Below are 20384 nucleotides of genomic sequence, written 5' to 3' on the forward strand. Positions count from 1 at the left end.
ACATTAGCAAGTTGAAGGCGCCGGCACGCCGATCGGGAAACCCCATGCCGGCGTGCCGAACCGGCAAACGTCAGCGCAGCGGCGCACGGATCTTTCCGTCGACCTTCAACGTGCGCCGCTCGCGCGCGGCCTCGTATTCGACCGTCTGCCCAGGCGCGAGCGCGCCGTAGGACCGGCCGTTCACATAGACGACGCCGTCGCGCAACTCGATCTTGTCGCCGTCGACGGTCGCAGTGGCCCGGTCGCCCTGCAACACCGCGCCCGAACAGCCGGCGGTCGAGAAGCTGCGAACCGACGCGCCCGGCATCGCGGCGCCCCCTTCACCCCGAGCCGCCGAATGCGCGGCGCTGCACGGCGGCGCATCCATGGTGTCGGCCGCGTGGAGCGGCGCCGGCCCGATACCGCCCCCGGCAAGCAACGCGATCGTCATCGGTAACAGCTTGTTCATGGTGATCTCCGTGGTCCGCAGTCGTCGATCGACGATCGGTCGACGCCCCTGCTTGCGGGTGGTCCGCTCCGCCCAGTATGCGGCCGCTTCTCCACGCCCGGCCATCCGCTTCGATACCAGTCGCCCCGTCCCGGTTCGTCGCCCGCACCTCGCCCGCGCGACCGTCGACCGCACGGAAGCACCACCCCGAAAAAGCGGCGCCCTCTCAAAATCCGCCTTGCCAAGGTTGCGACCCGCAACTATTATTGATTGCGATACGCAACTTTCAGGAGCCGTTCATGGACCTCATCGACGCGCCGGCCAAGCCGCGCGACGCGACCATCCTCGAGCTGCGCGACTTCTCGCGCAAACTGGTGCGCGAGCTCGGCTTCATGCGGGCGACGCTGGCCGACAGCGACTGGGCGCCGTCGGCCGTGCACGCGATCCTCGAGATCGGGATGGCACCCGGCATCAACGCGAAGGATCTCGGCGCCATCCTGCGGCTCGACAAATCGAACACGAGCCGGCAACTCGCGCGACTCGAAGCGGCCGGGATCGTGGAGCGGCGCGTGTCGAGCGAGGATGCGCGCGCGATCGAGCTGTACCTGACCGCCGAAGGCAAAAAGCTTCGGAAACGAATCGACACGTTCGCGACCGACCAGGTGTCGAATGCGCTGCGTCGCATGATGCCGGCCGACCAGCAGGTGCTGCTGCGTTCGCTCGCGCTGTATGCCGATGCGCTCGCCCAGGACAACGCGGCCAGGGCGCCCGTCGCGCCCGCCGACGCGCCGTCGATTCGCGAGGGCTACCAGCCGGGCTGCATCGGCGACATCGCCAGCCTGCATGCACGCTTCTACGCGGAACACTGGGGTTTCGGCGCCTTCTTCGAACAACGCGTGGCGACCGAGCTGGCCGCCTTCGCGGGCGCGCTGCCGGCCGACGGCAAGGCGCTGTGGCTGTGCCAGGAAGACGGCCGCACGCTCGCGTCGCTCGCGATCGACGGGGACCCGGCGACGGGCGTCGCGCACCTGCGCTGGTTCATCGTCAACGACGCGTTGCGCGGCTCGGGCGTCGGACGCCAGTTGATGACGCTGGCGATGCGCTTCGTCGACGATCACCGGTTTCGCGAGACCTATCTGTGCACTTTCAAGGGGCTCGATGCCGCGCGCCATCTGTACGAGTCGTTCGGCTTTGCGCTGACGAGCGAGTGCCCGGGTACGCAGTGGGGGACCGAGGTGGTCGAGCAGCGCTTCAGCCGGCCCGGGCCGTCCGGCCGTTGAAATCGGCGGCCAGTCGTCGCGTCGTCTGTCGCCGTCGTTCCCGCGCCGCGTGACAGGTTCGACCCGCGAATTGCAGGAAAAAAACCGGAAACATCCGCGCAGCGATTTCCCCGACGGGGCCGCCCGGCAGGCCGATCACCGCACACGCGCGTCCCGACGAAAGCAATCGCGGCGATCCCGTGAACTACCGGCCTGCTTGCGCCTGCTCCGCCGCAAACGTATCGCCGACGAACCGGATCACGTCGTCGAGCGACGACGTGCACACCGCGTCCGCGGCAAGCGAGCGAAACGCACCGTCCGGCCCGAAGCAGACGAGCGGCTTGCGCCAGCGCTGCGCGAGCGCAATCTCCTCGGCCGTACCGTGCCCGCCGGGCAGCGCGACGATCAGGTCGCTACTCAGCACGTTCACGTAGTTGCGGTTGATCGTGTTTGGCGCCGCGCCCGGCTCGCGGCGCGGCAGCGGCGTGAGGACCGGAATGTCGACGAACGGATGCGGATAGCCGTCGAGCGGCACGAAGCCCGCGACCGGATCGGCCTGCGTCGGCAGGATGCCGATCGATCGGCCGGCCCGGCCGGGCACGCTGGCGAACGCGCGCGCGACCGCCAGCATCACGCCCTGCCCGCCGCCCGTCAGCAGGTTGAACCCGGCCTGCGCGAGCCACGCGCCGAGCGGCTCCGAAAACGCGAGCCACGGCTCCTTGCCCGAACCCATCACGCCGATCGTCCTGTTGTTCCGTTGCATCGTGGTTTGCGGTGAAATCGTGGCGGCGCATGCGCGCACCGCGCTCATTCGAGCTCGACGCCCTTGAGCTCGGGGATCAGGAACAGCGTCGCGACCATGTCGAGCACGTAGAGGCCGGCGAGCAGCGCGATGGCCGTCTGGAACGAATAGTGCGCGGCGAGCGCGCCGACCGCGACCGGACCGAAGCCGCCGACCGCGCGGCCGATGTTCCACAGCACGTTTTGCGCGGTCGCGCGTGCGGCCGTCGGATAGCCTTCCGACATCAGCGTCCCGTAGCCGCCCACCATCCCGTTGACGAACATGCCCATCAGCGCGCCGGCCCACAGCATCGCCGTCGGGTCCGACAGCCGCGCATACGCGACGACCGTCACGACCGAGCCGAGCTGATACAGCAGGAACGTCGGCTTGCGGCCGATGCGGTCGGCCAGTTGGCCGAACACCCAGACGCCGATCATCATCCCGACGACGGTCGCCGCCGTCCACAACCCCGATTTCGTCAGCGAGAAACCCATCTGCTTCGACAGGAAGGTCGGCAGCCAGATCATGATTCCGTAGTAGCCGAAATTCTGGACCGAACACAGGATCACGATGCCGAGGCTCGTGCGCGCGGTGCGGCCGTCGGCGACGAGCATGCGGAACGCGTTGGGCTTCGGCTGCGTCGCGCGCTGCACGAACGCTTCCGGCTCGTGCAGCTTGTTGCGCATCACCCAGGCGAGCAGCGCGGGCAGCACGCCGACCACGAACATGCCGCGCCAGCCGATGTGGAGCAGCAGAAACGGCGTCAGCAGCGCGGCCAGCAGCACGCCGGCCTGCCAGCCGAGCGCGACGTAGCACGACACGCGGGCGCGCTTGCCGGCCGGCCACGCTTCGGCCGCGAGCGCCATGCCGATCCCGAACTCGCCGCCGAGGCCGATGCCCGCGATGGTGCGATAGACGAGCAGATCCTGGAAGCCTTGCGCGAATGCGCACAGGCCGGTGAAGACCGCGAACAGCAGGATCGTCCAGGTCAGCACGCGCACGCGCCCGTAGCGGTCGCTCAGCGCGCCGAACACGATGCCGCCCGCAACCGCGCCGATCAGCGTCCACGTGACCAGCGCGCCGGCCTGCCCGGGCGTCAGGTGCAGCGCCGCCGCGATCGCCGGCAGCATGAAGCCGAGGATCAGCAGGTCGAAGCCGTCCATCGCATAGCCGATCGCCGACCCGGCCAGCGCTTTCCACGCGTACGCGCCGACCGGCTCCACGCGCGGGGCCGACGGGCCGCCGAGCGCCGAAGATTTCATGTTTGCTGCCATGGTGTCCTGCCACGAATGTCCGGCGACATTCTAAGGCCTGTGCCCGCGAACGACGGAGGCGACGCGTCCTGCCCGCGCTGGCCGGACGGCTGGCGGGAAAACGGCGGAAAACGCGTGGAAAAAGAGAAAAGGGAAAGGAAAAACGTGGATCCGGTGCGGCGGCGAGGCCGGCGATGTCGCGATCAGGCCGGACACCGGATGAAAGACGGCCGGCCGGCGGGGGATTGCCGTCCGGCCCGCGTACGCGAACCGGACGGCGCCGGATGGCCTTGCGGCGTGGCGGGCTTCAGCCCTGATCGTCCCCCGGCCACCAGGTCTTGGCCCCGCGGTCGACGGCGAGCGCTTCGAGATCCTTGCCATCGAGCCATTTCGGCCGCGGGCCGCGCCCCGACCATGAGCGGCCGGTAGACGGATCGTAGTACTTGGCAGGCGCCTTGCGCTTGCGCTGAACGATGTAGCCGAGCGCGCTCAGCACTTCCTGCTGCGAAATTCCCAACAGCTCGACCTGTTCCTTGAAAGCCGCGAGCGCAGCTTGCTTCTCCTTCTGCTTTGCCTCTGACAGCTTGATGTTCAGGTCCCGAAGTTGTGCTTCGAGTTCCTGCAGGGCCTGGGTCATGTATTCATCCTCTTTGGGCATGTTTTTGCAAAAAGCTCCGATGGCCGAACCTACCATGAAGTCTCACCGATCGGGGCTGTCAAATAGGTGAATCGTCCACCTGAGCCGGCAAGATTTGCGCGATGCGCACGAAACGACGTCGTGCGTCACCGACAGACAGGACCAGGCCGGCAGCGGGCGGCACGCCGCGACGCATGCACGGGCGAGCGGTGGCGGCAAATGATTCGCCGCTCCATGGCACGGGCGCGGCATGGCGCGAATGATAGCAGTGCGCGGCGTCGCGATGCAGAAGTTGCCGACCGGAATCGACGCGGGCCCGACGGTTCAGCGGTCCGCGCCGCCGGCCTCCCATGCGATCCGGTCGAACAGCGCGCGCAACTTCGCGCCGCGCGCCGCATTCAGCGCCGTCGCATGCGCGACGCGCCCGGCCAGATGCGCACGAAAATCCGCATGCGCGTCGCGATTCTGCGACGCCGGGCCGCGCCGGATGCAGTTGGTCAGGATGGCCTTCAGGTGATCGAACGTGTCGCGCGGCAGGTTCGGATGACGATTGACGACCACGCCGGCCAGTTGCTGCCGCGTGCCGCGCCGCATCACACGGGTCTTGCGCAATTGCAGCGCGAAGCCTTCCTCGAGTGCGATCGCGGCGACCCGGACTTGCAACCGCCCGATGTCGCGCGCGAGCGCGCCGCCGCCGGAAAACGCGAGGTCGTCCGCATAGCGCGTGTAGGTCGCATCGAGCGAACGCGCGAGCGCGGCAAGCCGCATGTCGAACCGGAATGCGCACAGGTTCGCGAGCGCCGGCGACGTCGGCGCCCCCTGCGGCAGATGCCGTTCGCGATAGCGCTGGCGGCCGATCCAGTCGAACCGGTCGCGCAAGTCCGGCGCGAGCAGCCGCGCCGACGGCACGCGATTGGTGCACAGCCCGGTGAGCGTACGCGCGACTTCGGCCGGATACCCGAGCGTCGCGAACAGCGCATGGACGCGCGCGGCGCGCACCGACACGAAGAAATCCGCGAGATCGAAGCGCACGACGACATCGCGATCCGCATGCGGCGCCGCGAACGACACGATCCCGTGCCCCTTGCGAAAACCGTGTACCGCGCCGTGCGGCGCAATGCGATCGAGCAGCCCGTGCAGGATGCGGCGTTGCGCTTCGCGCAGCCGCCCCTTCGGGATTTCGACGAGGCGGCATCCGCCGCTGCGCTTGTCGACCGCGACGTACGTGTAGTGATGCAGCGGCGAGGCGCTGCCGCGCGCGTCGACGCGCCAATGATCGGACAGCCAGTCGAGTTCCGGCGTGCTCACCCCGAGCCAGCCGGCGAGATCGCCGGGCGTGGACCATTGCGGCACGTCGCAGCCGGCGAGCGGTGCCGGCAACGGTCGCTGCACCAGCGGCCGCCGCACGATGCGGATCACCACCGGCCGACGGTCGCCATACCATGCGCGCACGAACGCGGGCGCCTCGGCCAGGACCGCCGCGAGCACGTCGGTGTCGGTATCGGCCCAGTGCGTGCCGAAGCGGACGAGCGCGAGGTTCGCGCATTCGTGCACCCACGACGGCGCTTCGCCGAGCACGGCGGCCAGCCGGGCGACGACGCCGTCGCGTTCGGGTGGACCGGCGAGCATCGCCTCGGCAATCGTGCGGGTGGTGTCGCGCAGGAATGAATGCATGGATCGAGATGGGCGGGACGATGAGTCAACGTGGCCGGTACTGCGAGGGGCCGCGTTGCGCGACGCGCAACGGATCCCCTTGCGACGCATCGGAGTATCGATCTGATCCACGGGGTAGCCCCGTAGTCCTGGAACATCGGCTGCCTGTTCCGGGCGTGTGCTTGACCCACCGCCCCGCGTCGGCGACTTTAACGGCCGGCGCCGCCAGGTGTCAAATCGAGCCGGACGATGCGCGATGCGCGGCGGCGTCGCGCTTATGCGCGCCGGCAACCCGCGCAGTGTATCGCCTTTCGATGCAGATACGGCAGGGCTCCATCACGACCCATGCGACTGCATCGGCCATCGCCCGCTGAAGCGGCATACGGTCCGCTCCGCCCAAGCCCGCCCTGTTTCCCTACATCGTGCCCGCCAGATGAAACCGCGACGCCGGATGCCACAGCCTGACCGACGTGGCGACCTGCTCGCCGACCCACGTACGGCGTCGCAGCAGCAAGCACGGTTCACCGATTTCCATCACGAGATGCCGACGCACCTGCGCATTGGGCTTCTCCGCGTAGATCCGGAACTCCGCACGCTGGATCGGCGCCAGGCGCACCATGTAATGATTCGGCGTCTCGATCGTGAAGTCCTGCTCCAGATACGCGGGAAACAAGGCCGGATTGACGTAGCGATCCTCGAACTGGATCGGTTCGCCCTCCTCGTAATGCACGATACGAGAATGAAACACGGGCCCGGCGCGCAGGCCGAGCGCATCGATCGCGTCCGGATCGACGCTGCGCTCGATCAGCAGGACGCGCGCACTGTGCCGATGGCCCCGCTCGGCGATCTCGTCCGCGATGTTGCGGATCTCCAGCACCGTCGATTCGTAATGCCGGCGCTCGACGAACGTGCCGGCCCCCTGGATGCGCGTCAGCACGCGCTCGGCCGTCAGTTCGCGCAGCGCGCGCGACACCGTCATCCGGGCCACGCCGAATTCCTTGACCAGCTCGGCCTCGGTCGGGATCGCGGCGCCGGGCTTCCAGTCGCCCTTCGCGATCCGCTCGACGACGTAGCGCTTGATCTGCTGATAGGCCGGCAACGCCCGCGCCGGTACGGTGTCGGCCGACGTCAACGCCTGCCGTGCGGAAAGTCTGCGTTCCGTTTCGCTCATGCGCCCTCGACCGAATGAATGGTGGGTGATCGGCCCGTCCTCGACCGTCGTCACTGCAACGGCGGCGGCACACCGGCGACGATGCCGGCCGCGATCGCGATATCGTCCGCAAGCGGCCGGTCGTCGTGATACGCCGGCACGCGTGCGCGCACGTGCCGCCACAGCGCGTCGGTCGGTGCGGCCCGCCCCGTTTCGTCCGGCTGCAGGTCGTACGCCTGCGCGGCGGCCAGCAGCTCGATCGCGAGCACGCGCGTCGTATTCTCGATGATGTCGAGCGCCTTCAGCGCGGCCGGCGTCGCATGGCACAGGTGATCTTCCTGCAGCCCCGACGTGATGCCGCCGTCGAGGCTCGCCGGCGCGGCAAGCCGCTGATTCTGCGCAACCAGCGCGACCGCCGTGTACTGCGCGATCATGAAACCCGAACAACTGCCTCCCGGCGCGGCAAGAAATGCCGGCAGCCCGCTGACGAGCGGATTCACGAGCCGGTCGAGACGCCGCTCGGCGATCGCCGCGACCTGGGCCATCGCCGCCGCGAGGCTGTCCATCGCGAGCGCGATGCCCGCGCCGACCGCATGCGCCTGCGAATGCACGGCCGGCGCCTCTCGCGTGCCGGCAACGATCGGATTGTCGGTGACGGACGCGAGTTCGCGATCGACGACCTCCGCCGTGACGTCGAACACGTCGCGCGCCGCGCCGTGCACGTGCGGAATCGTGCGCAGGCTGAGCGGATCCTGCGTATGCCGGCCGCTCGCCGCGGCAAGCATGCCGCTGTCCGCCAGCAGTGCACGCAAACGCGCGCCGACCTGCCCGATACCGGGCGAAATCCGCAACGCGAGCGAAGCGGGATCGAATGCGGCGAGTTGCCCGCCCAGGTTCTCGAAGCTCATCGCCGCGATCCAGTCGGCCCAGTCGAGCAACCGCTCGGCGCGGGCCAGCGCCAACGCCGCCAGCCCCGTGACGCACGGCGTCCCGTTGACCAGGCTCAACCCTTCCTTCGCGCCGAGGACCAGCGGTTCGCGGCCGATGCGCCGCAGCGCCTCGTCGCCGCGCACGCGTTCGCCGCGATGGCGCGCATGGCCGTGCCCGACGCACACGAGTGCGACGTGCGCCATGTGGGTCAGATACCCGACCGAGCCGTGCGCCGGCACTTCGGGGAGGCAATCGTGCTCGAGCAGCGCGACGAGCTGTTCGACGACGTCGGCGCGGACGCCCGAATGCCCGTGCGCATAGTTGTTGATCGCGGCCGCGATGATCGCGCGCGTTTCGGCTGCGCCGAGCGGCATGCCGACGCCCACCGCGTGGCTCATCAGGATGTTGTGCGACAGCATGCTCTGCTGTGCCGGCGACACGATCACGTCGCATAGCGCGCCGACGCCGGTATTGACGCCGTATGCGCGAATCCCGCGCGCGACGATCTCGTCGACGAGTTCGCGAGCGGCGACGACGCGCGCGCGCGCATCGTCGGCCAACGCCAGCGGCTCGCCGGCCGCCACGGCCGCAACCTGTCGCCAGTCGAGCGGCTGCGCCGCACGGAATACGGTCATGGCAGCCTCAGTTCGCGGTGCGGTCGTGGTGGCTCGACACGAATTGCCGGAAGCGCTCGGAGGTCTGCCCGCCGAACACTTCGTCGGGCGTCCCGTCCGTATCGACCTCGCCCTGATGCAGGAACATCACGCGGTTCGACACGTGGCGCGCAAAACCCATTTCATGCGTGACGACCAGCATCGTGCGCCCCTCCTCCGCCAGCGAGCGCATCACGCGCAGCACCTCGCCGACCAGCTCGGGGTCGAGCGCCGACGTCGGTTCGTCGAACAGCATCACCTTCGGATGCATCGCCAGCGCGCGGGCAATGGCGACCCGTTGCTGCTGGCCGCCCGACAGGTGCGCGGGATAGTGGCCGCGCTTGTCCGCGAGACCGACGCGTGCGAGCAGCGCCTCGGCTTCCTCCACCGCCTCCGCGCGACTGCGCTTCTGCACGCGCAGCGGCCCCTCGACGAGGTTGTCGAGCACCGTCATGTGGGACCACAGGTTGAAGTTCTGAAACACCATCCCGAGCTGCGAGCGGATCCGGTCGACCTGGCGCCGGTCGCTCGGATGCAGCTTGCCGTCGCGCGCGCGCTTCATCGCCAGCGCTTCGCCCGCGAGCGCGACGGAGCCGTCGTCGGGCGTCTCGAGCAGGTTCAGGCAGCGCAGGAACGTGCTCTTGCCCGAGCCGCTCGCGCCGAGGATCGAGATGACGTCACCCTCGTGCGCGTCGAGCGAAATGCCCTTCAACACATGATGATCGCCGAACGACTTGTGGATGTTTCTGACCGACAGCGCAACGGGAGCAGGGGTGTTCATCGGATTCTCTCTGAAAGGACGGGGACGCTCAGGATGCGGCGCGCCGGGGATTGGGCGTCGCCGCGGCGGGCGCACCGGACGGCTTCGGCGCACGCAGGTGCGCGGAGAGTCGCCATTCGAGCGCGCCGAGCAGGCGCACGACGATGAAGTTCAGGCACAGATAGATGATGGCCGCGCAGACGAACACCTCGGTCGTCCGATAGGTTTGCTGAATGATCTGCTGCGCCACGCCCGTCACCTCCCACACCGTGACGAGGCTCGCGAGCGCGGTCGACTTGACGAGCAGCACGGCCTCGGTCGAGTACGCCGGCAGGCACTGGCGCAGCGCGATCGGGCCAATCACGCGCCGCAGCAGCGAGAAGCCCGACAGGCCGATGGAATACCCGGCCTCGATCTGCCCGACCGGTACGGCCATCAACCCGCCGCGCAGGATTTCGGCCGTGTAGCCGGCGGTACACAGCGCAAGCGACAGCACCGCGCATACGTACGGCTCGCGCAGCACCGGCCACATGAAGCTCTCGCGGATCACGCCGAACTGGCCGAGCCCGTAATACACGAGGAACATCTGGATCAGCAGCGGCGAGCCGCGAAACACGAGGATGTAGGCGCGCGCGAAGCGGTTCGGCAGCCAGTGCGGCGACACGCGCATCGTGACGATCACGAGCGACAGGAGGCCGCCGAGCACGAGCGAGGCGAAGAACAGGCCGAGCGTGGTCGGCACGGCCGCGAGCAGCTGGCGCAGCGTATCGACGAGAAAATCGAAATCGATGGACATGCCCGTTCTCCGTCAGTTGCGCGCGAAATTGCGGCGGAACGACCGGCCGACGATCGCTTCCGCCCGGTTGAACACGCGGTTCGACAAGCCCGTCATCAGCAGATACAACGCACCGCCCGCGACGAAGAATACGAAGTACTGGTGCGTCGAACTGGCGGCGATCTGGCTCGTGCGGAGCAGCTCGGCAAGACCGGTGACCGAGATCAGTGCGGAGTCCTTCAGGCTCAGTTGCCACACGTTGCCGATACCGGGCAGCGCGAAGCGCAGCACTTGCGGAACCAGGATGCGCCGCAACACCATCGCGCGCGGCATGCCGATCGAGCGTGCCGCTTCGAGCTCGCCTTTCGATACGGCGAGCACCGCCGCGCGATAGACCTCGGCCTGATAGGCGCCCGAGATCATCCCGACCGCGAGCGCGCCGATCACGAACGGCGGCACGCCGATGAACCCTTCCGCGCCGAACCATTGGCCGACGGTCGTCACGAGCGTCGAGCCGCCGAAGTAGAACAGATAGATGACGAGCAGTTCGGGCACGCCGCGAAATACCGTCGTATACAGATCGCCGAGCAGGCGGGCGGTGCGATAGCGCGACAGCTTCGCGGCCGCGATCGCGGCACCGATCACCGCGCCGACCGCGAGCGCGGCAAGCGTCAGCGCGACCGTCATCAGCGCGGCGAGCAGCAGCACGCCACCCCAGCCTTCAGTACCGAAGCCGAGCATTTCAAGAATCGCCATGCGTGCCTCCCGGCATGCGTTGAGTGAAACCGCTGGATGCGTGCCGCCGCGCGTCGTTCGACGAACTTACGCGGCGGCGGCCGAACGCGCGCTTACGGCGTGACGTCGGTCTTGAACCACTTGTCGGCGAGCTTCTTCACCGTGCCGTCCGCAAGCGCCGCGGCGATCGCCGTATCGAATTTGGTCTTCAGGTCGGCATCCTGCTTGCGGAACGCGAGCCCCTCGCCCGGCCCCCAGATCGGGCCGCCGAGCTTCGGCCCCGCGAGCACGATCGATGCGTTGTCCTTCTTCGCGTTGTTCGCCGCGTAGTACGTGACGTCGTCGAACGACGCATCGATGCGCCCGGCGACCAGATCGAGATCGCGTTCCGGCGACGTCTTGTACACGCGAATCGACGCGATGTCCTTGAAGCTGTCGTTGATGAATTTCGTATAGACGGTGCCCGACTGGATACCGATCGTCTTGCCCTTCAATTGCTTGCGCAGCGTGTCGACGGTGGGCTTGTCCGCGTTGGCGTCACCCGTCAGCTTGACGATCGGCGCGCCGGGCGCCGCCTTCGGCAGGATCTTCGTATCGGTGACGGCGAACGTCGCCGGCGTCGCCGCATACGGTCGCGAGAAGAGCAGAATCTTTTCTCGCTCCGGCGTGATGGAAATCGCATCCATCAGGATATCGAACTTGCCGGCCTGCAAGCCGGGAATCATCCCGTCCCAGTCCTGCGCGACCATGTTGCACTGCACCTTGATGCGCTCGCACACGTTGGCGAGCAGTTCCGGTTCGAAACCGCCCAGCTTGCCGCCCGGCAGCGTGAGATTCCACGGCGCGTAGCCACCTTCTAGCGCGACCGTCACCGTCTTCCATTCCTTTGCCTGCACCGGTGCGGCAAGCGTTGCCGCCGCAGCCGCGATGACGCCGATCGTCCTGATTGCCCATTTGATGCGCTTGCCGTTCACGAGGTTTCTCCTTGCGTTGAAGTTCGCCATCCCTTCGGTGCCAGCAAGCCGCCTCAGGAATTTGTCTATACAAGCATGCAAGAAGAAAAACAGCGAGACAAGCAGCGATCAATAAAAACACGGAAAACGCGGGAAATCCCCTAATTAAAGGGTTCTGACGTGCATCGTTGCAGGGAATTTCAGCACATGTTTGGTGCAATTCGGCAGGCCAAATTTCAAAGATGACTAGACAAATTCGGAATTCGATCGCCAGGTGGGTCATGTCGTTTGCGTTTCACGCACGCGTCGATGTCCGCCGGTTCGTCCGGGACGGATGGCTGCATCCCCCCAAGCCGCCTCATCGCGACGTTCTCGTCGAGGTGGCGCATCGACAACTGCACGATCGTGCAGTCGTCGTGAGGCGTGACGATCGCGTCGTCGCCGTGGCGGGCGATCTCGGTGCCGCCTTCGCAATCACTTCGAGCCTCGTGAACGGCTGCGAGAATCGAAAATGCATCGAGCGCGCGACGACCGGCTCCGTGATCTCGATGGACTTCCGCCGCGCCGGCGCGGCTTGCGTCACGAACGCCGCGACATCGCCGCGCGCGACGGCGCCCGCCTGCAGCACGAAGCGCGCGGCGCTGTCGAGCATGGCCTGGCTCCCGAGCGGGCGGCAAGCGGCTGTACGATCCTCGGCGAACGGGCACGTCGATCTCGGCGAGACGCCGCGAGCCGCGCACGGTGTCGATCCTACGGCGACTGCGGCGCATCGCGCAGCACGGTTCGCAGCGCAGTATCGAACGGCGTCGCGTAGTCGATCCCGAGCGCGCGTACGCGCGCGGCGTCCAGATGGCAGTCGTACGGGCGCGGCGTCGCGTCGGTCGGCTGATCGATCGGCACGAGCGACGCGGCGATGCCGAGCGCGCCGGCGATGCGCTGCGCGATCTCGTACTTCGTCATCGGCTCCTCGCTCGACCAGTGTCGAATGCCCGTGACGGTTTCACCCGCGAGATGACGCAGCGTCAGGTCGCGGATGACCTGCGCGACGTCGGGCGTATAGGTCGGGTAACGAATCGCCCAGGCGTCCATGCCGACCGCATGGGCGCCCGGTCGCGCCGACGCGACGACGGCCGGCACGAGGCTCGTGACGGCCGATTCGCTCCAGTCGGCGATCGGGCCGAAGAGCAACGGCAGGCGCAGCACGCACGACAGTGGCGACGCGGCGAGGAGCGCGGCCTCGCCCTCCAGCTTGGTGCGGCCGTAGATGTTCAGCGGATTCGGGATGGCGTCTTCGCCGTAGGGGGCGGCCCGGCCGTCGAAGACGTAGTCGGTCGAGATGCCGAGCGTCCATGCGCCATATCGCGCGGCGAGCGCACCGATGCGGGCCGGTGCGGTGACGTTGATTGCGCGGGCCGCGGCCGGGTCGCGTTCGCAGACGTCGGGGCGGCGTTCGGCGGCGCAGAGAATCACCACTGCGGGCCGGTGGATTTCAAAAACGCGTTCGAGCGACGGCTGGTCGAGAACATCGAGTTCGGCGATGTTTGCGGATGGCAATGCGAGCAGCTTCGCGCCGGCGGTTTGCGGGTTCCGGATGGTGGCGAGCAGCGTCAGCGACGGTTCGCGGAACAAAGACGCGGCGACCGCGCGGCCCAGCAGGCCGGAGGCGCCGATGAGGAGGATGGTTTTGCGTACCGGGGATTGGTTTGACATGGTGGCGATGAATCACGGAAACGTCTGGATTATCGGCCCTATTGGATGACATGAACGGCTCGCATCCGGTCGGGAACCGGATCGACCTCCGTTCTTCGCCCCGTTCTTCGCCCCGTTCGTCGTCCATTTCGCGCCGACCGACGGTTTCGCGCAGTGCGTGATCCGCGACGCGGATTCCGGCCGCGAACGGGTGCGTCGCGCACCGTGCTTCGGCACACGCACCGGCACCCGCAAAAAACAAAACCCGGCACGCGTGCGCGCACCGGGCTCCCGATACCGAACGGAAACGCCGTCCCGCGTTACTTCCGGTCAACGGAATACCGCCCCGGCCCGATCAACGCGAGCAACAACAGCCCGCCGATGATGCTCACGTTCTTGTAGAAGTTGATCATCGCCATGTACTGCTCCATCCCCTGCAGCGCCCAGTAGCGATGGCCGATCAGCGCGGTCGCGAGCGTATAGGCGGCGAACACCAGTGCGAGCGGACGCGTATAGAAGCCGATCGCGATCAGCACGCCGCCCACCAGTTCGACCGCCACCGCGATCGCGGCCGCCAGCTCGGGCGCCGGGTTCCCCGTCGACGCCATATACGCGACCGTGCCCGAGAAACCGTTCAGCTTCTGCCAGCCGAACAGCACGAACAGAATCATCATCAGTACGCGAGCCGCCAGCAGCAGCTCGTCCTTCTTCGACTCCAGCGAAACGTAACGCATAGCAATCACCCTTGAATTGACGGTTTGATGCATCCGGTGCCGCGGCGCGCCCAATCGGCACGCCATGCCGGCACGGACCACTCTTCGCGCAATCGGACGGCAAGCCACGTGGCCTGCCGCCGAAGCATCCGTCCGGTCACGCCGCGAGTGGCGGCGAGCTCCGGATCGGTTCTGGCGAAGCACGGGTGCAGTCTACTGTCCTGCCACAAATCATCAATCCGTCTAAATATGATTCGCCGTCTCAAATTAGTTGACAATCAAGGAACGCCGATCCCTTATCCGACGCCTGGGCGGCCATGCAAGCCACCGGCCTCCCTGTTTCGGCAACGCGAAAGGTGTTCGTTTCTTTACGTTACGGGAATCAGTTGATATTTTTGAATCGAATCAAAACGCATCATCGAATTGGCACATTGCGCCATTTACTCACCAGCACCCATCAGCACGTAACGCCCCGATACAATCTTTCTGGTTACTCACCCTCTTTATCCGCGCCACTCAGTATCATTTTTCGAGTCATGAACATGGCGTCGAAATGGACTTTTCGATCGAAACGCGTCCGTCTTCACGCTGCCCATCCGCCTGTCATTTAGAGAAATCAACGAAAGGCATGTCATCGAATCTTTACGCTTCCGCACTTTTCGCTCTACCGAAAATCCTTTAACAAATACAACAAATATCATGCGCGAATAGGAAACATCACACATTTCCATCACCCAACCACGCTTTCCCCAGGAATCACTACAACAAATTACTAACCAATACCGATTTAAGAATACGATAGCGCACCGATTCGTTCGTCCGTTTTCCCGACACTTCCGCGATCCACGCCCCGCGCCATACGAGAAAGCGGCATGCACGCGAATCGCCACGCGACCACCCCAATTGCCGCGGGCCGGCTCGACCGCCGTTCGCCACTGAATCGTCTTTCAACCGGAGTTCACCCATGCCAACGAACACGCCCGTCAACAGCGGCGCGAACGCGAACAGCCTGATGCAACAGGCGGCGCAATCGATCATCAACGGCTCGACCGGCAATCCGGCGATGGACGTCGGCTCGCTCGTCAAGACGCTCGTGAACGCGAAGACGGCCGGGCGCGCCGCGGCGCTTGCCGCTTCGCAAACGACCGGCAACACGCGGATCTCCGCATTCGGCGCGTTGTCGTCGGCACTCGGCGCGCTGGAGGCAGGCCTGACGCCGCTGAAGAATGGCGCACTGCAGTCGACGTTCAACGCCGTCGCGAGCGGCAAGGGCCTGACCGCGACGGCCGGCGCGGGCGCGGTCGCCGGCACCTACACCGTCGGCGTCACGCAGATCGCGACCGCGCAGGCGCTGTCGTCCGCCGGCTTCAACGGCAGCAAGGCGCTCGGCACCGGCACGCTGACGCTGTCGCTCGGCAGCCAGTCGTTCAAGGTCGAAATCGGCAGCGCCAACAACACGCTGGCAGGCATCGCGGCGGCAATCAACGGCGCGGCCGGCAACCCGGGAATCGGTGCGACGGTCATCAACGGCACGGACGGTGCGCACCTCGTGCTCGCGTCGTCGAAGACGGGCGCAGCGAACGCGATCAGCGTCGCGGTCGGCAACGTGTCCAACGACAGCGGCCTGTCGAATCTCGGCGTCACGTCGACGGTCGCCCCGTCCGGCGGCGCATCGACGATCGATTCGGCGAACGGCGCGGCCGCCTGGCGGCAGAGCGCCGTCGCGCAGGACGCGAAGTTCACGCTCAACGGGATCGCATCGACCAGCGCGAGCAACGCCGTGTCGGGCGTGCTGACCGGCATCACGCTGAACCTGTCGGCGGCCGCGGTCGGCGCAACCGATACGCAGACGCTGACGATCAGCGCCGACACGAAGTCGCAGGCCGCGACGATCGCGAATTTCGTGAGTCTGTACAACACGGTCGTCAAGACGATGGGCGCGCTGTCGAGCTACACGCCAGGCGCAAGCTCGCAGGGCGCGCTGATCGGCGATTCGACGCTGAACACGATCCGCAACGCGCTGGCGTCGATCGTCGCGCGCGGGGTGGACAGCGGCGGCGCCCCCGAGAAGGGCAACGGACACGCGAACCTGTTGTCGATCGGCATCAAGCTCGAGCGAGACGGCACGCTGAACGTCGACGGCGCGAAGCTCGACAGCGCGCTGTCCGCCAACCCGTCCGGGGTCGCGCGCCTGTTCAATCCGGAGAACGGGATCGGCACGCGCCTGGCCGAGCAGGTCACGCAGTTCACGAAGAAGAACGGGATGATCGACGTGCGCACGACCGCACTGAGCGCCGATCTGAAACGTGTCGCGCAACAGCAGTCGGATCTGTCCGACTATGCCGTGCAACTGACCAGGCAGTATCAGGCGCAGTTCACCGCACTCAACACCCTGATGACCCGGATGAACACCCATTCGCAATACCTGACGCGATTGTTTGGCGGTGCGAACAGTAGCGGCACGCTGTCCAGGAAGTGAGCGGGTCGCGCGGTGCGCGTGGCTCGGGCGACATCGTTCATGCCCGGCAGCGCGCCAGCGCCCGCCGGCTTCGCATCGTCGCGGCCGGCAACCGGCCCGCAGCCGTCCTTGAAACAGGCACGCGTCAGCCGAGACCTTCGACGCGGTCGGCGAACAAATCGATTGCACGCGATACCTGACGCCCGAAATAGCCGGGGCGTTCGTGCTCGTACGCGCGCAGCAGCGACGTGCATTCGCGCTCGGCCCAGCGCCACACCGGGCCCCGCTTTGCGAATACCGGATGGTCGTGCAACTCGGCAGGCACCGTGTGCTCGTCTTCCCAGCCCCAGAAATAAGCCTGGTAGGCACGGGTGAACGGCATGCCCAGCTGGTTCGCAACGGTCTCGTCGTGGCGCAGCGTGAAGTCGACGATCTCCTTGCGCGTGCGCCCGCCCACGTCGTCGTGGCGCGCCTCGACCCAGCAGTGATACCGCGCGAGCTGCGACAGATGCCGCGCGGTGCGGCGCCGCGCGCGCGTCGTGCACAGCGCATACAAGTTGCCGCCGCCGAAGTCCATCACCTCGCCGCCCGCGAACGGCCGATAAGGTTTCCCGGTCAGCAGCGTCAGCACCTGCGCGCCGACGATCGCATAGTCGGCGCAGCGCATGTAGCCGCTGCGCGTCGTCGCCTCCGACACGCTCCGATGGACGACCTCGTCGATCACGGCGTGCAGCATGGCATCAACCGGCGCCGCCAGGATCGGCGGCTGGCTTGTCGTCACGTGTTGCATGGGCGAATGCGGCTTCAGCGGTTCGTCGGTAAAGATCACTCCGCGGCATGGTATTACGAACCGCTATGACGAATGACCGCGGAATTGCGCAGATTTGTGCGCTTTTCTCGCCGTATGCGAGAACATGTCGACGGTCCGTCAGACATCGTCAATGCGACGCGCGGCAGGATGGTCGGACGAGCGTCGGCACCGCGCTCGCGAATCGCGGGCGGTTAGAGTTCGTGACGTAGCGAATGGCCGCCGAGTGATGGCCGGAGAGCGCGGCGGCACGTGGTGCCGCCATCGACGGATCAGGAGCTGCGACAATTTCGCCGCAATCGCATGCATCGCGCAACGTGGATCGTTTCAGCAGGCAATCGGCGAGCCGGCCGCACGCACGGCACGCGATGCGATCACGCGCCGCACCGCGCTGCCGGCGCGGCGCGGCGCGCGTCCTCCGTCACGACGCAGCGATCCGCCGGCGGAAATGTTCGGTGCCGGCCACGATCTTGTCGAGCACCGCGTCGAGCGCCCAGAAGCGTTCGCGCACGTCGTAGTCGATCGCACGGCATTTGATCGATCCGAACGTGCCGATCCGCTGGTGATAGAGCTTCGCGAGCGCCGGGTAGCCCAGCGCCTCCGATACCGCCGAGACGACCAGGAACGTCGACAGTTCGTCGGCGAGCGCCGGATTCGACTCGCCTCGCGTACGCAGCCACCGATAGAGATCGGGATGGAAGTTCGTGAACACGCCGTTGAAACCGGCGGACCCGGCCTTCATCGCATCCCACGCAATCGCGGCGTTCGCGTTCAGGATCTTCAGCGGCGACCCCGCGGCAAGCGCGACGCGCCGCCTCACCGTGGCGAGATCGCAACTCACATCCTTGAGCATCACGAACCGGCCGGTGTCGATGCACGCGCGCAGCTCGTCATCCGACAGAAGCCGCCGGTAAGGCGCCGGGCATTCGTACAGGCCGAGCGGGAGATCCGACGGCAGTCGCGCGAGCAGCCTGTGAAGATGATCGAGCAACGCGGCGCTGCCCTTGCGTTGCGGATCGAGACGATTGGTCACGAGCACGACGCCCTGCGCGCCCGATTCGGCCGCCGCGCACAGTTCGACGACCTGCGCGTCGATATCGTCGCTGATATGGCCCGACGCGACGACCGGTACGCGCCCGGCCACCCGCTCGACCACGAAGCGCGCGAGTTCCGCGCGTTCGGCCAGGCTCAGGAATTGCATCTCGCTCGATTGCGCGACCGCGAACAACGCATCCGAGCCGTGCGCCAGATACCATTCGATGAGCCGCTCGAGCCCCGCGTAGTCGATCGAGCCGGCGTCGTCGAACGGCGTCAGCATCACCGGCACGATCCCCTCGACGGTCACGTTCGATTGCTGCGAGTGTTGCATCGGTTTCTCCTTCCTTCAGTGAATGCGAATGCAGGCTGCACGATTACGCCGGCAACGGTCCGGGTGCGGCGTTCGTGGCCTGTTCGGGAATCGGCTTGCGCACGAGCAGCAGGTAGGCCATCGCGCCGGCGAACGCGATCGCCGCCGCGGTGAGCAGCGCGGGCACGAACGACCACTTCTGCGCAATGACGCCGGTCAGGATCGGGGCAAGCGCGCCGCCGATGAAGCCGCCGAAATTCTGGATCGCGCCGAGCGACGCGATGCGGCTCGGCGGCGCGGCCGCCGTCGCGAGCGCCCACGAGCACGCCGACGCCGCGTTGGCGAGAAAGATCACCACCGAAATGCATGCGAGCGCAACCGTATTGCTCTGCACGAGCGCGGCCGGAATCGTGAATGCGACCATCCCGAGCATCGCGGCCACCACCGCATTGCGCCGGCTCACGACCGGCGACCGGCTGTGGCGCGTGACGAAATCCGACAGCCAGCCGGCGGCCAGCGAACCGAAAAACCCGCACAGGAACGGCACCGATGCGGCAAACCCCGTGCGGATCAGGCTCATGTGCCGCTCCATCGTCAGGTAACCGGGCAACCAGGTCAGGTAGACCCAGTTCAGGTACACGGATCCGAAGAAGCCGATCAGCATCCCCCACGTCGTGCCGTGCGAGAACAGGCTGCGCCAGTCGGCGAAGGTCAGCTTCGGCGCCGCGACGACGCTTTGCGCATCGGCATCGAGGTAACCGCGCTCGACGGCGGACAGTTGCGCGCGCACCGGATCGCGATACAGCGCGAACCACACGACGGCGACGACGAGGCCGAGTGCCCCGGTCACGATGAACGCCCAGCGCCAGTGGAACGACGCAACGAGCACCGACAGCAGCAGCGGCGCAAGCGCGGTACCGAGAGGCGACGCGGCATTGAAAATGCCCGTCGGCGTGCCGCGCGCGCGCAGCGGAAACCAGTTGCTCACCACGCGCGCGGCCGACGGGAATTGCGGCGCCTCGCCGATGCCGAGCACGATGCGCGCGACGATGAACCAGCCGAAAGTGGACACGATGCCGCCGGCCGCCTGCGCGAACGACCAGACGATCAGCCCGATGCCGAGCAGCCGGCGCGGGCCGATGCGGTCGACCAGCCCGCCGACCGGAAACTGGCACAGCGCATAGCTCCATGAGAATGCCGACAGCAGCAGCCCCATCTGCGCGAGCGACAGGCCGAGATCGCCGCGGATCGCCGAACTCGCGACGGCCAGCGTGCCGCGATCGAGATAGTTGACGATCCCGCTCGCCATCAACAGCGCGAGCGCGATGCGTTGACCGCGCCGAATCCGTGGCGGCGCGTGCGGAACAGGTTGGTTGTCGTTCATGTCGATTGTCTCCATGTC

At 66.9% G+C, this 20384-nt stretch carries 19 protein-coding genes; 2 read left to right on the forward strand and 17 right to left on the reverse strand.

The window, feature by feature from the left end; all coding sequences use genetic code 11:
* Positions 1 to 70 precede the first annotated feature (70 nt).
* On the reverse strand, positions 71 to 553 hold the full coding sequence (locus WS89_RS07140) for a sugar ABC transporter ATPase (RefSeq protein ID WP_257128147.1): 483 nt from the start codon (positions 551 to 553) through the stop codon (positions 71 to 73).
* A 173-nt stretch (positions 554 to 726) separates the two neighbouring features.
* On the opposite strand from WS89_RS07140, the gene WS89_RS07145 reads away from it, so the two are divergent.
* Positions 727 to 1707 carry a bifunctional helix-turn-helix transcriptional regulator/GNAT family N-acetyltransferase gene (locus tag WS89_RS07145; RefSeq protein ID WP_059790180.1) on the forward strand — a complete coding sequence of 327 codons (981 nt, stop codon included), beginning with the start codon at positions 727 to 729 and terminating at the stop codon, positions 1705 to 1707.
* 184 nt (positions 1708 to 1891) lie between these two features.
* On the opposite strand, the gene WS89_RS07150 is transcribed toward WS89_RS07145, so the two are convergent.
* The 13 genes from WS89_RS07150 to WS89_RS07210 all read right to left on the reverse strand — a co-directional run bounded on the left by WS89_RS07150 (position 1892) and on the right by WS89_RS07210 (position 14389).
* On the reverse strand, positions 1892 to 2497 hold the full coding sequence (locus tag WS89_RS07150; RefSeq protein WP_059790182.1) for a hypothetical protein: 606 nt from the start codon (positions 2495 to 2497) through the stop codon (positions 1892 to 1894).
* Positions 2494 to 3741: an MFS transporter gene (locus WS89_RS07155; RefSeq protein WP_059790184.1), complete on the reverse strand. Its 1248-nt coding sequence runs from the start codon at positions 3739 to 3741 to the stop codon at positions 2494 to 2496. Before WS89_RS07155 ends, WS89_RS07150 begins: the two co-directional genes overlap by 4 nt.
* Positions 3742 to 4027: 286 nt before the next feature.
* Positions 4028 to 4357 (reverse strand): H-NS histone family protein, encoded by a 330-nt coding sequence (locus WS89_RS07160; protein WP_034208901.1) that lies wholly within the window; start codon positions 4355 to 4357, stop codon positions 4028 to 4030.
* Positions 4358 to 4681: 324 nt separating this feature from the next.
* Complete coding sequence (locus tag WS89_RS07165; protein WP_059790186.1) at positions 4682 to 6031, reverse strand: reverse transcriptase family protein; 1350 nt, start codon at positions 6029 to 6031, stop codon at positions 4682 to 4684.
* Positions 6032 to 6425: 394 nt separating this feature from the next.
* Complete coding sequence (hutC, locus tag WS89_RS07170; RefSeq protein WP_059498740.1) at positions 6426 to 7181, reverse strand: histidine utilization repressor; 756 nt, start codon at positions 7179 to 7181, stop codon at positions 6426 to 6428.
* Positions 7182 to 7231: 50 nt separating this feature from the next.
* Positions 7232 to 8725 (reverse strand): HAL/PAL/TAL family ammonia-lyase, encoded by a 1494-nt coding sequence (locus tag WS89_RS07175; RefSeq protein WP_059790189.1) that lies wholly within the window; start codon positions 8723 to 8725, stop codon positions 7232 to 7234.
* 7 nt (positions 8726 to 8732) lie between these two features.
* Positions 8733 to 9524: an ABC transporter ATP-binding protein gene (locus tag WS89_RS07180; protein WP_059498742.1), complete on the reverse strand. Its 792-nt coding sequence runs from the start codon at positions 9522 to 9524 to the stop codon at positions 8733 to 8735.
* A 28-nt stretch (positions 9525 to 9552) separates the two neighbouring features.
* Complete coding sequence (locus WS89_RS07185; protein WP_034208896.1) at positions 9553 to 10299, reverse strand: ABC transporter permease; 747 nt, start codon at positions 10297 to 10299, stop codon at positions 9553 to 9555.
* Positions 10300 to 10311: 12 nt separating this feature from the next.
* Complete coding sequence (locus tag WS89_RS07190) at positions 10312 to 11034, reverse strand: ABC transporter permease (RefSeq protein WP_059790192.1); 723 nt, start codon at positions 11032 to 11034, stop codon at positions 10312 to 10314.
* A gap of 92 nt (positions 11035 to 11126) precedes the next feature.
* Positions 11127 to 11987, reverse strand: a complete 861-nt coding sequence (locus tag WS89_RS07195) for a transporter substrate-binding domain-containing protein (protein WP_050016577.1) — start codon at positions 11985 to 11987, stop codon at positions 11127 to 11129.
* Positions 11988 to 12324: 337 nt separating this feature from the next.
* Positions 12325 to 12618 (reverse strand): hypothetical protein, encoded by a 294-nt coding sequence (locus WS89_RS07200; protein WP_059790195.1) that lies wholly within the window; start codon positions 12616 to 12618, stop codon positions 12325 to 12327.
* Between the two features lie 98 nt (positions 12619 to 12716).
* On the reverse strand, positions 12717 to 13676 hold the full coding sequence (locus tag WS89_RS07205) for a dTDP-4-dehydrorhamnose reductase family protein (RefSeq protein WP_059790197.1): 960 nt from the start codon (positions 13674 to 13676) through the stop codon (positions 12717 to 12719).
* 299 nt (positions 13677 to 13975) lie between these two features.
* Entirely contained in the window at positions 13976 to 14389 is a 414-nt protein-coding gene (locus WS89_RS07210) for a DoxX family protein (RefSeq protein WP_059498746.1), read from the reverse strand.
* Positions 14390 to 15332: 943 nt separating this feature from the next.
* Here WS89_RS07210 and fliD point away from each other — a divergent pair.
* On the forward strand, positions 15333 to 16847 hold the full coding sequence (gene fliD, locus WS89_RS07215; protein WP_059790199.1) for a flagellar filament capping protein FliD: 1515 nt from the start codon (positions 15333 to 15335) through the stop codon (positions 16845 to 16847).
* 124 nt (positions 16848 to 16971) lie between these two features.
* On the opposite strand, the gene WS89_RS07220 is transcribed toward fliD, so the two are convergent.
* The 3 genes from WS89_RS07220 to WS89_RS07230 form a co-directional block, all read right to left on the reverse strand.
* A complete protein-coding gene (locus WS89_RS07220) occupies positions 16972 to 17616 on the reverse strand; it encodes a hypothetical protein (RefSeq protein ID WP_059498815.1) in 645 nt (214 codons plus the stop codon).
* A gap of 439 nt (positions 17617 to 18055) precedes the next feature.
* Entirely contained in the window at positions 18056 to 19003 is a 948-nt protein-coding gene (locus WS89_RS07225) for a dihydrodipicolinate synthase family protein (protein WP_059790201.1), read from the reverse strand.
* Between the two features lie 43 nt (positions 19004 to 19046).
* Positions 19047 to 20366 carry an MFS transporter gene (locus WS89_RS07230; protein ID WP_059790203.1) on the reverse strand — a complete coding sequence of 440 codons (1320 nt, stop codon included), beginning with the start codon at positions 20364 to 20366 and terminating at the stop codon, positions 19047 to 19049.
* Between the last annotated feature and the right edge of the window lie 18 nt (positions 20367 to 20384).

Origin of the sequence: Burkholderia sp. MSMB1072 (genome assembly GCF_001524725.1) — a bacterium.
Lineage (GTDB): Bacteria > Pseudomonadota > Gammaproteobacteria > Burkholderiales > Burkholderiaceae > Burkholderia.

Coding starts and splice junctions, on each gene's coding strand:
- hutC (WP_059498740.1), bottom strand. CDS start 7,181: ATGAGCGAAACGGAACGCAGACTTTCCGCACGGCAGGCGTTGACGTCG.
- WS89_RS07190 (WP_059790192.1), bottom strand. CDS start 11,034: ATGGCGATTCTTGAAATGCTCGGCTTCGGTACTGAAGGCTGGGGTGGC.
- WS89_RS07220 (WP_059498815.1), bottom strand. CDS start 17,616: ATGCAACACGTGACGACAAGCCAGCCGCCGATCCTGGCGGCGCCGGTT.
- fliD (WP_059790199.1), top strand. CDS start 15,333: ATGCCAACGAACACGCCCGTCAACAGCGGCGCGAACGCGAACAGCCTG.
- WS89_RS07175 (WP_059790189.1), bottom strand. CDS start 8,725: ATGACCGTATTCCGTGCGGCGCAGCCGCTCGACTGGCGACAGGTTGCG.
- WS89_RS07225 (WP_059790201.1), bottom strand. CDS start 19,003: ATGCAACACTCGCAGCAATCGAACGTGACCGTCGAGGGGATCGTGCCG.
- WS89_RS07185 (WP_034208896.1), bottom strand. CDS start 10,299: ATGTCCATCGATTTCGATTTTCTCGTCGATACGCTGCGCCAGCTGCTC.
- WS89_RS07155 (WP_059790184.1), bottom strand. CDS start 3,741: ATGGCAGCAAACATGAAATCTTCGGCGCTCGGCGGCCCGTCGGCCCCG.
- WS89_RS07165 (WP_059790186.1), bottom strand. CDS start 6,031: ATGCATTCATTCCTGCGCGACACCACCCGCACGATTGCCGAGGCGATG.
- WS89_RS07150 (WP_059790182.1), bottom strand. CDS start 2,497: ATGAGCGCGGTGCGCGCATGCGCCGCCACGATTTCACCGCAAACCACG.
- WS89_RS07205 (WP_059790197.1), bottom strand. CDS start 13,676: ATGTCAAACCAATCCCCGGTACGCAAAACCATCCTCCTCATCGGCGCC.
- WS89_RS07230 (WP_059790203.1), bottom strand. CDS start 20,366: ATGAACGACAACCAACCTGTTCCGCACGCGCCGCCACGGATTCGGCGC.
- WS89_RS07160 (WP_034208901.1), bottom strand. CDS start 4,357: ATGACCCAGGCCCTGCAGGAACTCGAAGCACAACTTCGGGACCTGAAC.
- WS89_RS07200 (WP_059790195.1), bottom strand. CDS start 12,618: ATGCTCGACAGCGCCGCGCGCTTCGTGCTGCAGGCGGGCGCCGTCGCG.
- WS89_RS07210 (WP_059498746.1), bottom strand. CDS start 14,389: ATGCGTTACGTTTCGCTGGAGTCGAAGAAGGACGAGCTGCTGCTGGCG.
- WS89_RS07145 (WP_059790180.1), top strand. CDS start 727: ATGGACCTCATCGACGCGCCGGCCAAGCCGCGCGACGCGACCATCCTC.
- WS89_RS07140 (WP_257128147.1), bottom strand. CDS start 553: ATGGCCGGGCGTGGAGAAGCGGCCGCATACTGGGCGGAGCGGACCACC.
- WS89_RS07180 (WP_059498742.1), bottom strand. CDS start 9,524: ATGAACACCCCTGCTCCCGTTGCGCTGTCGGTCAGAAACATCCACAAG.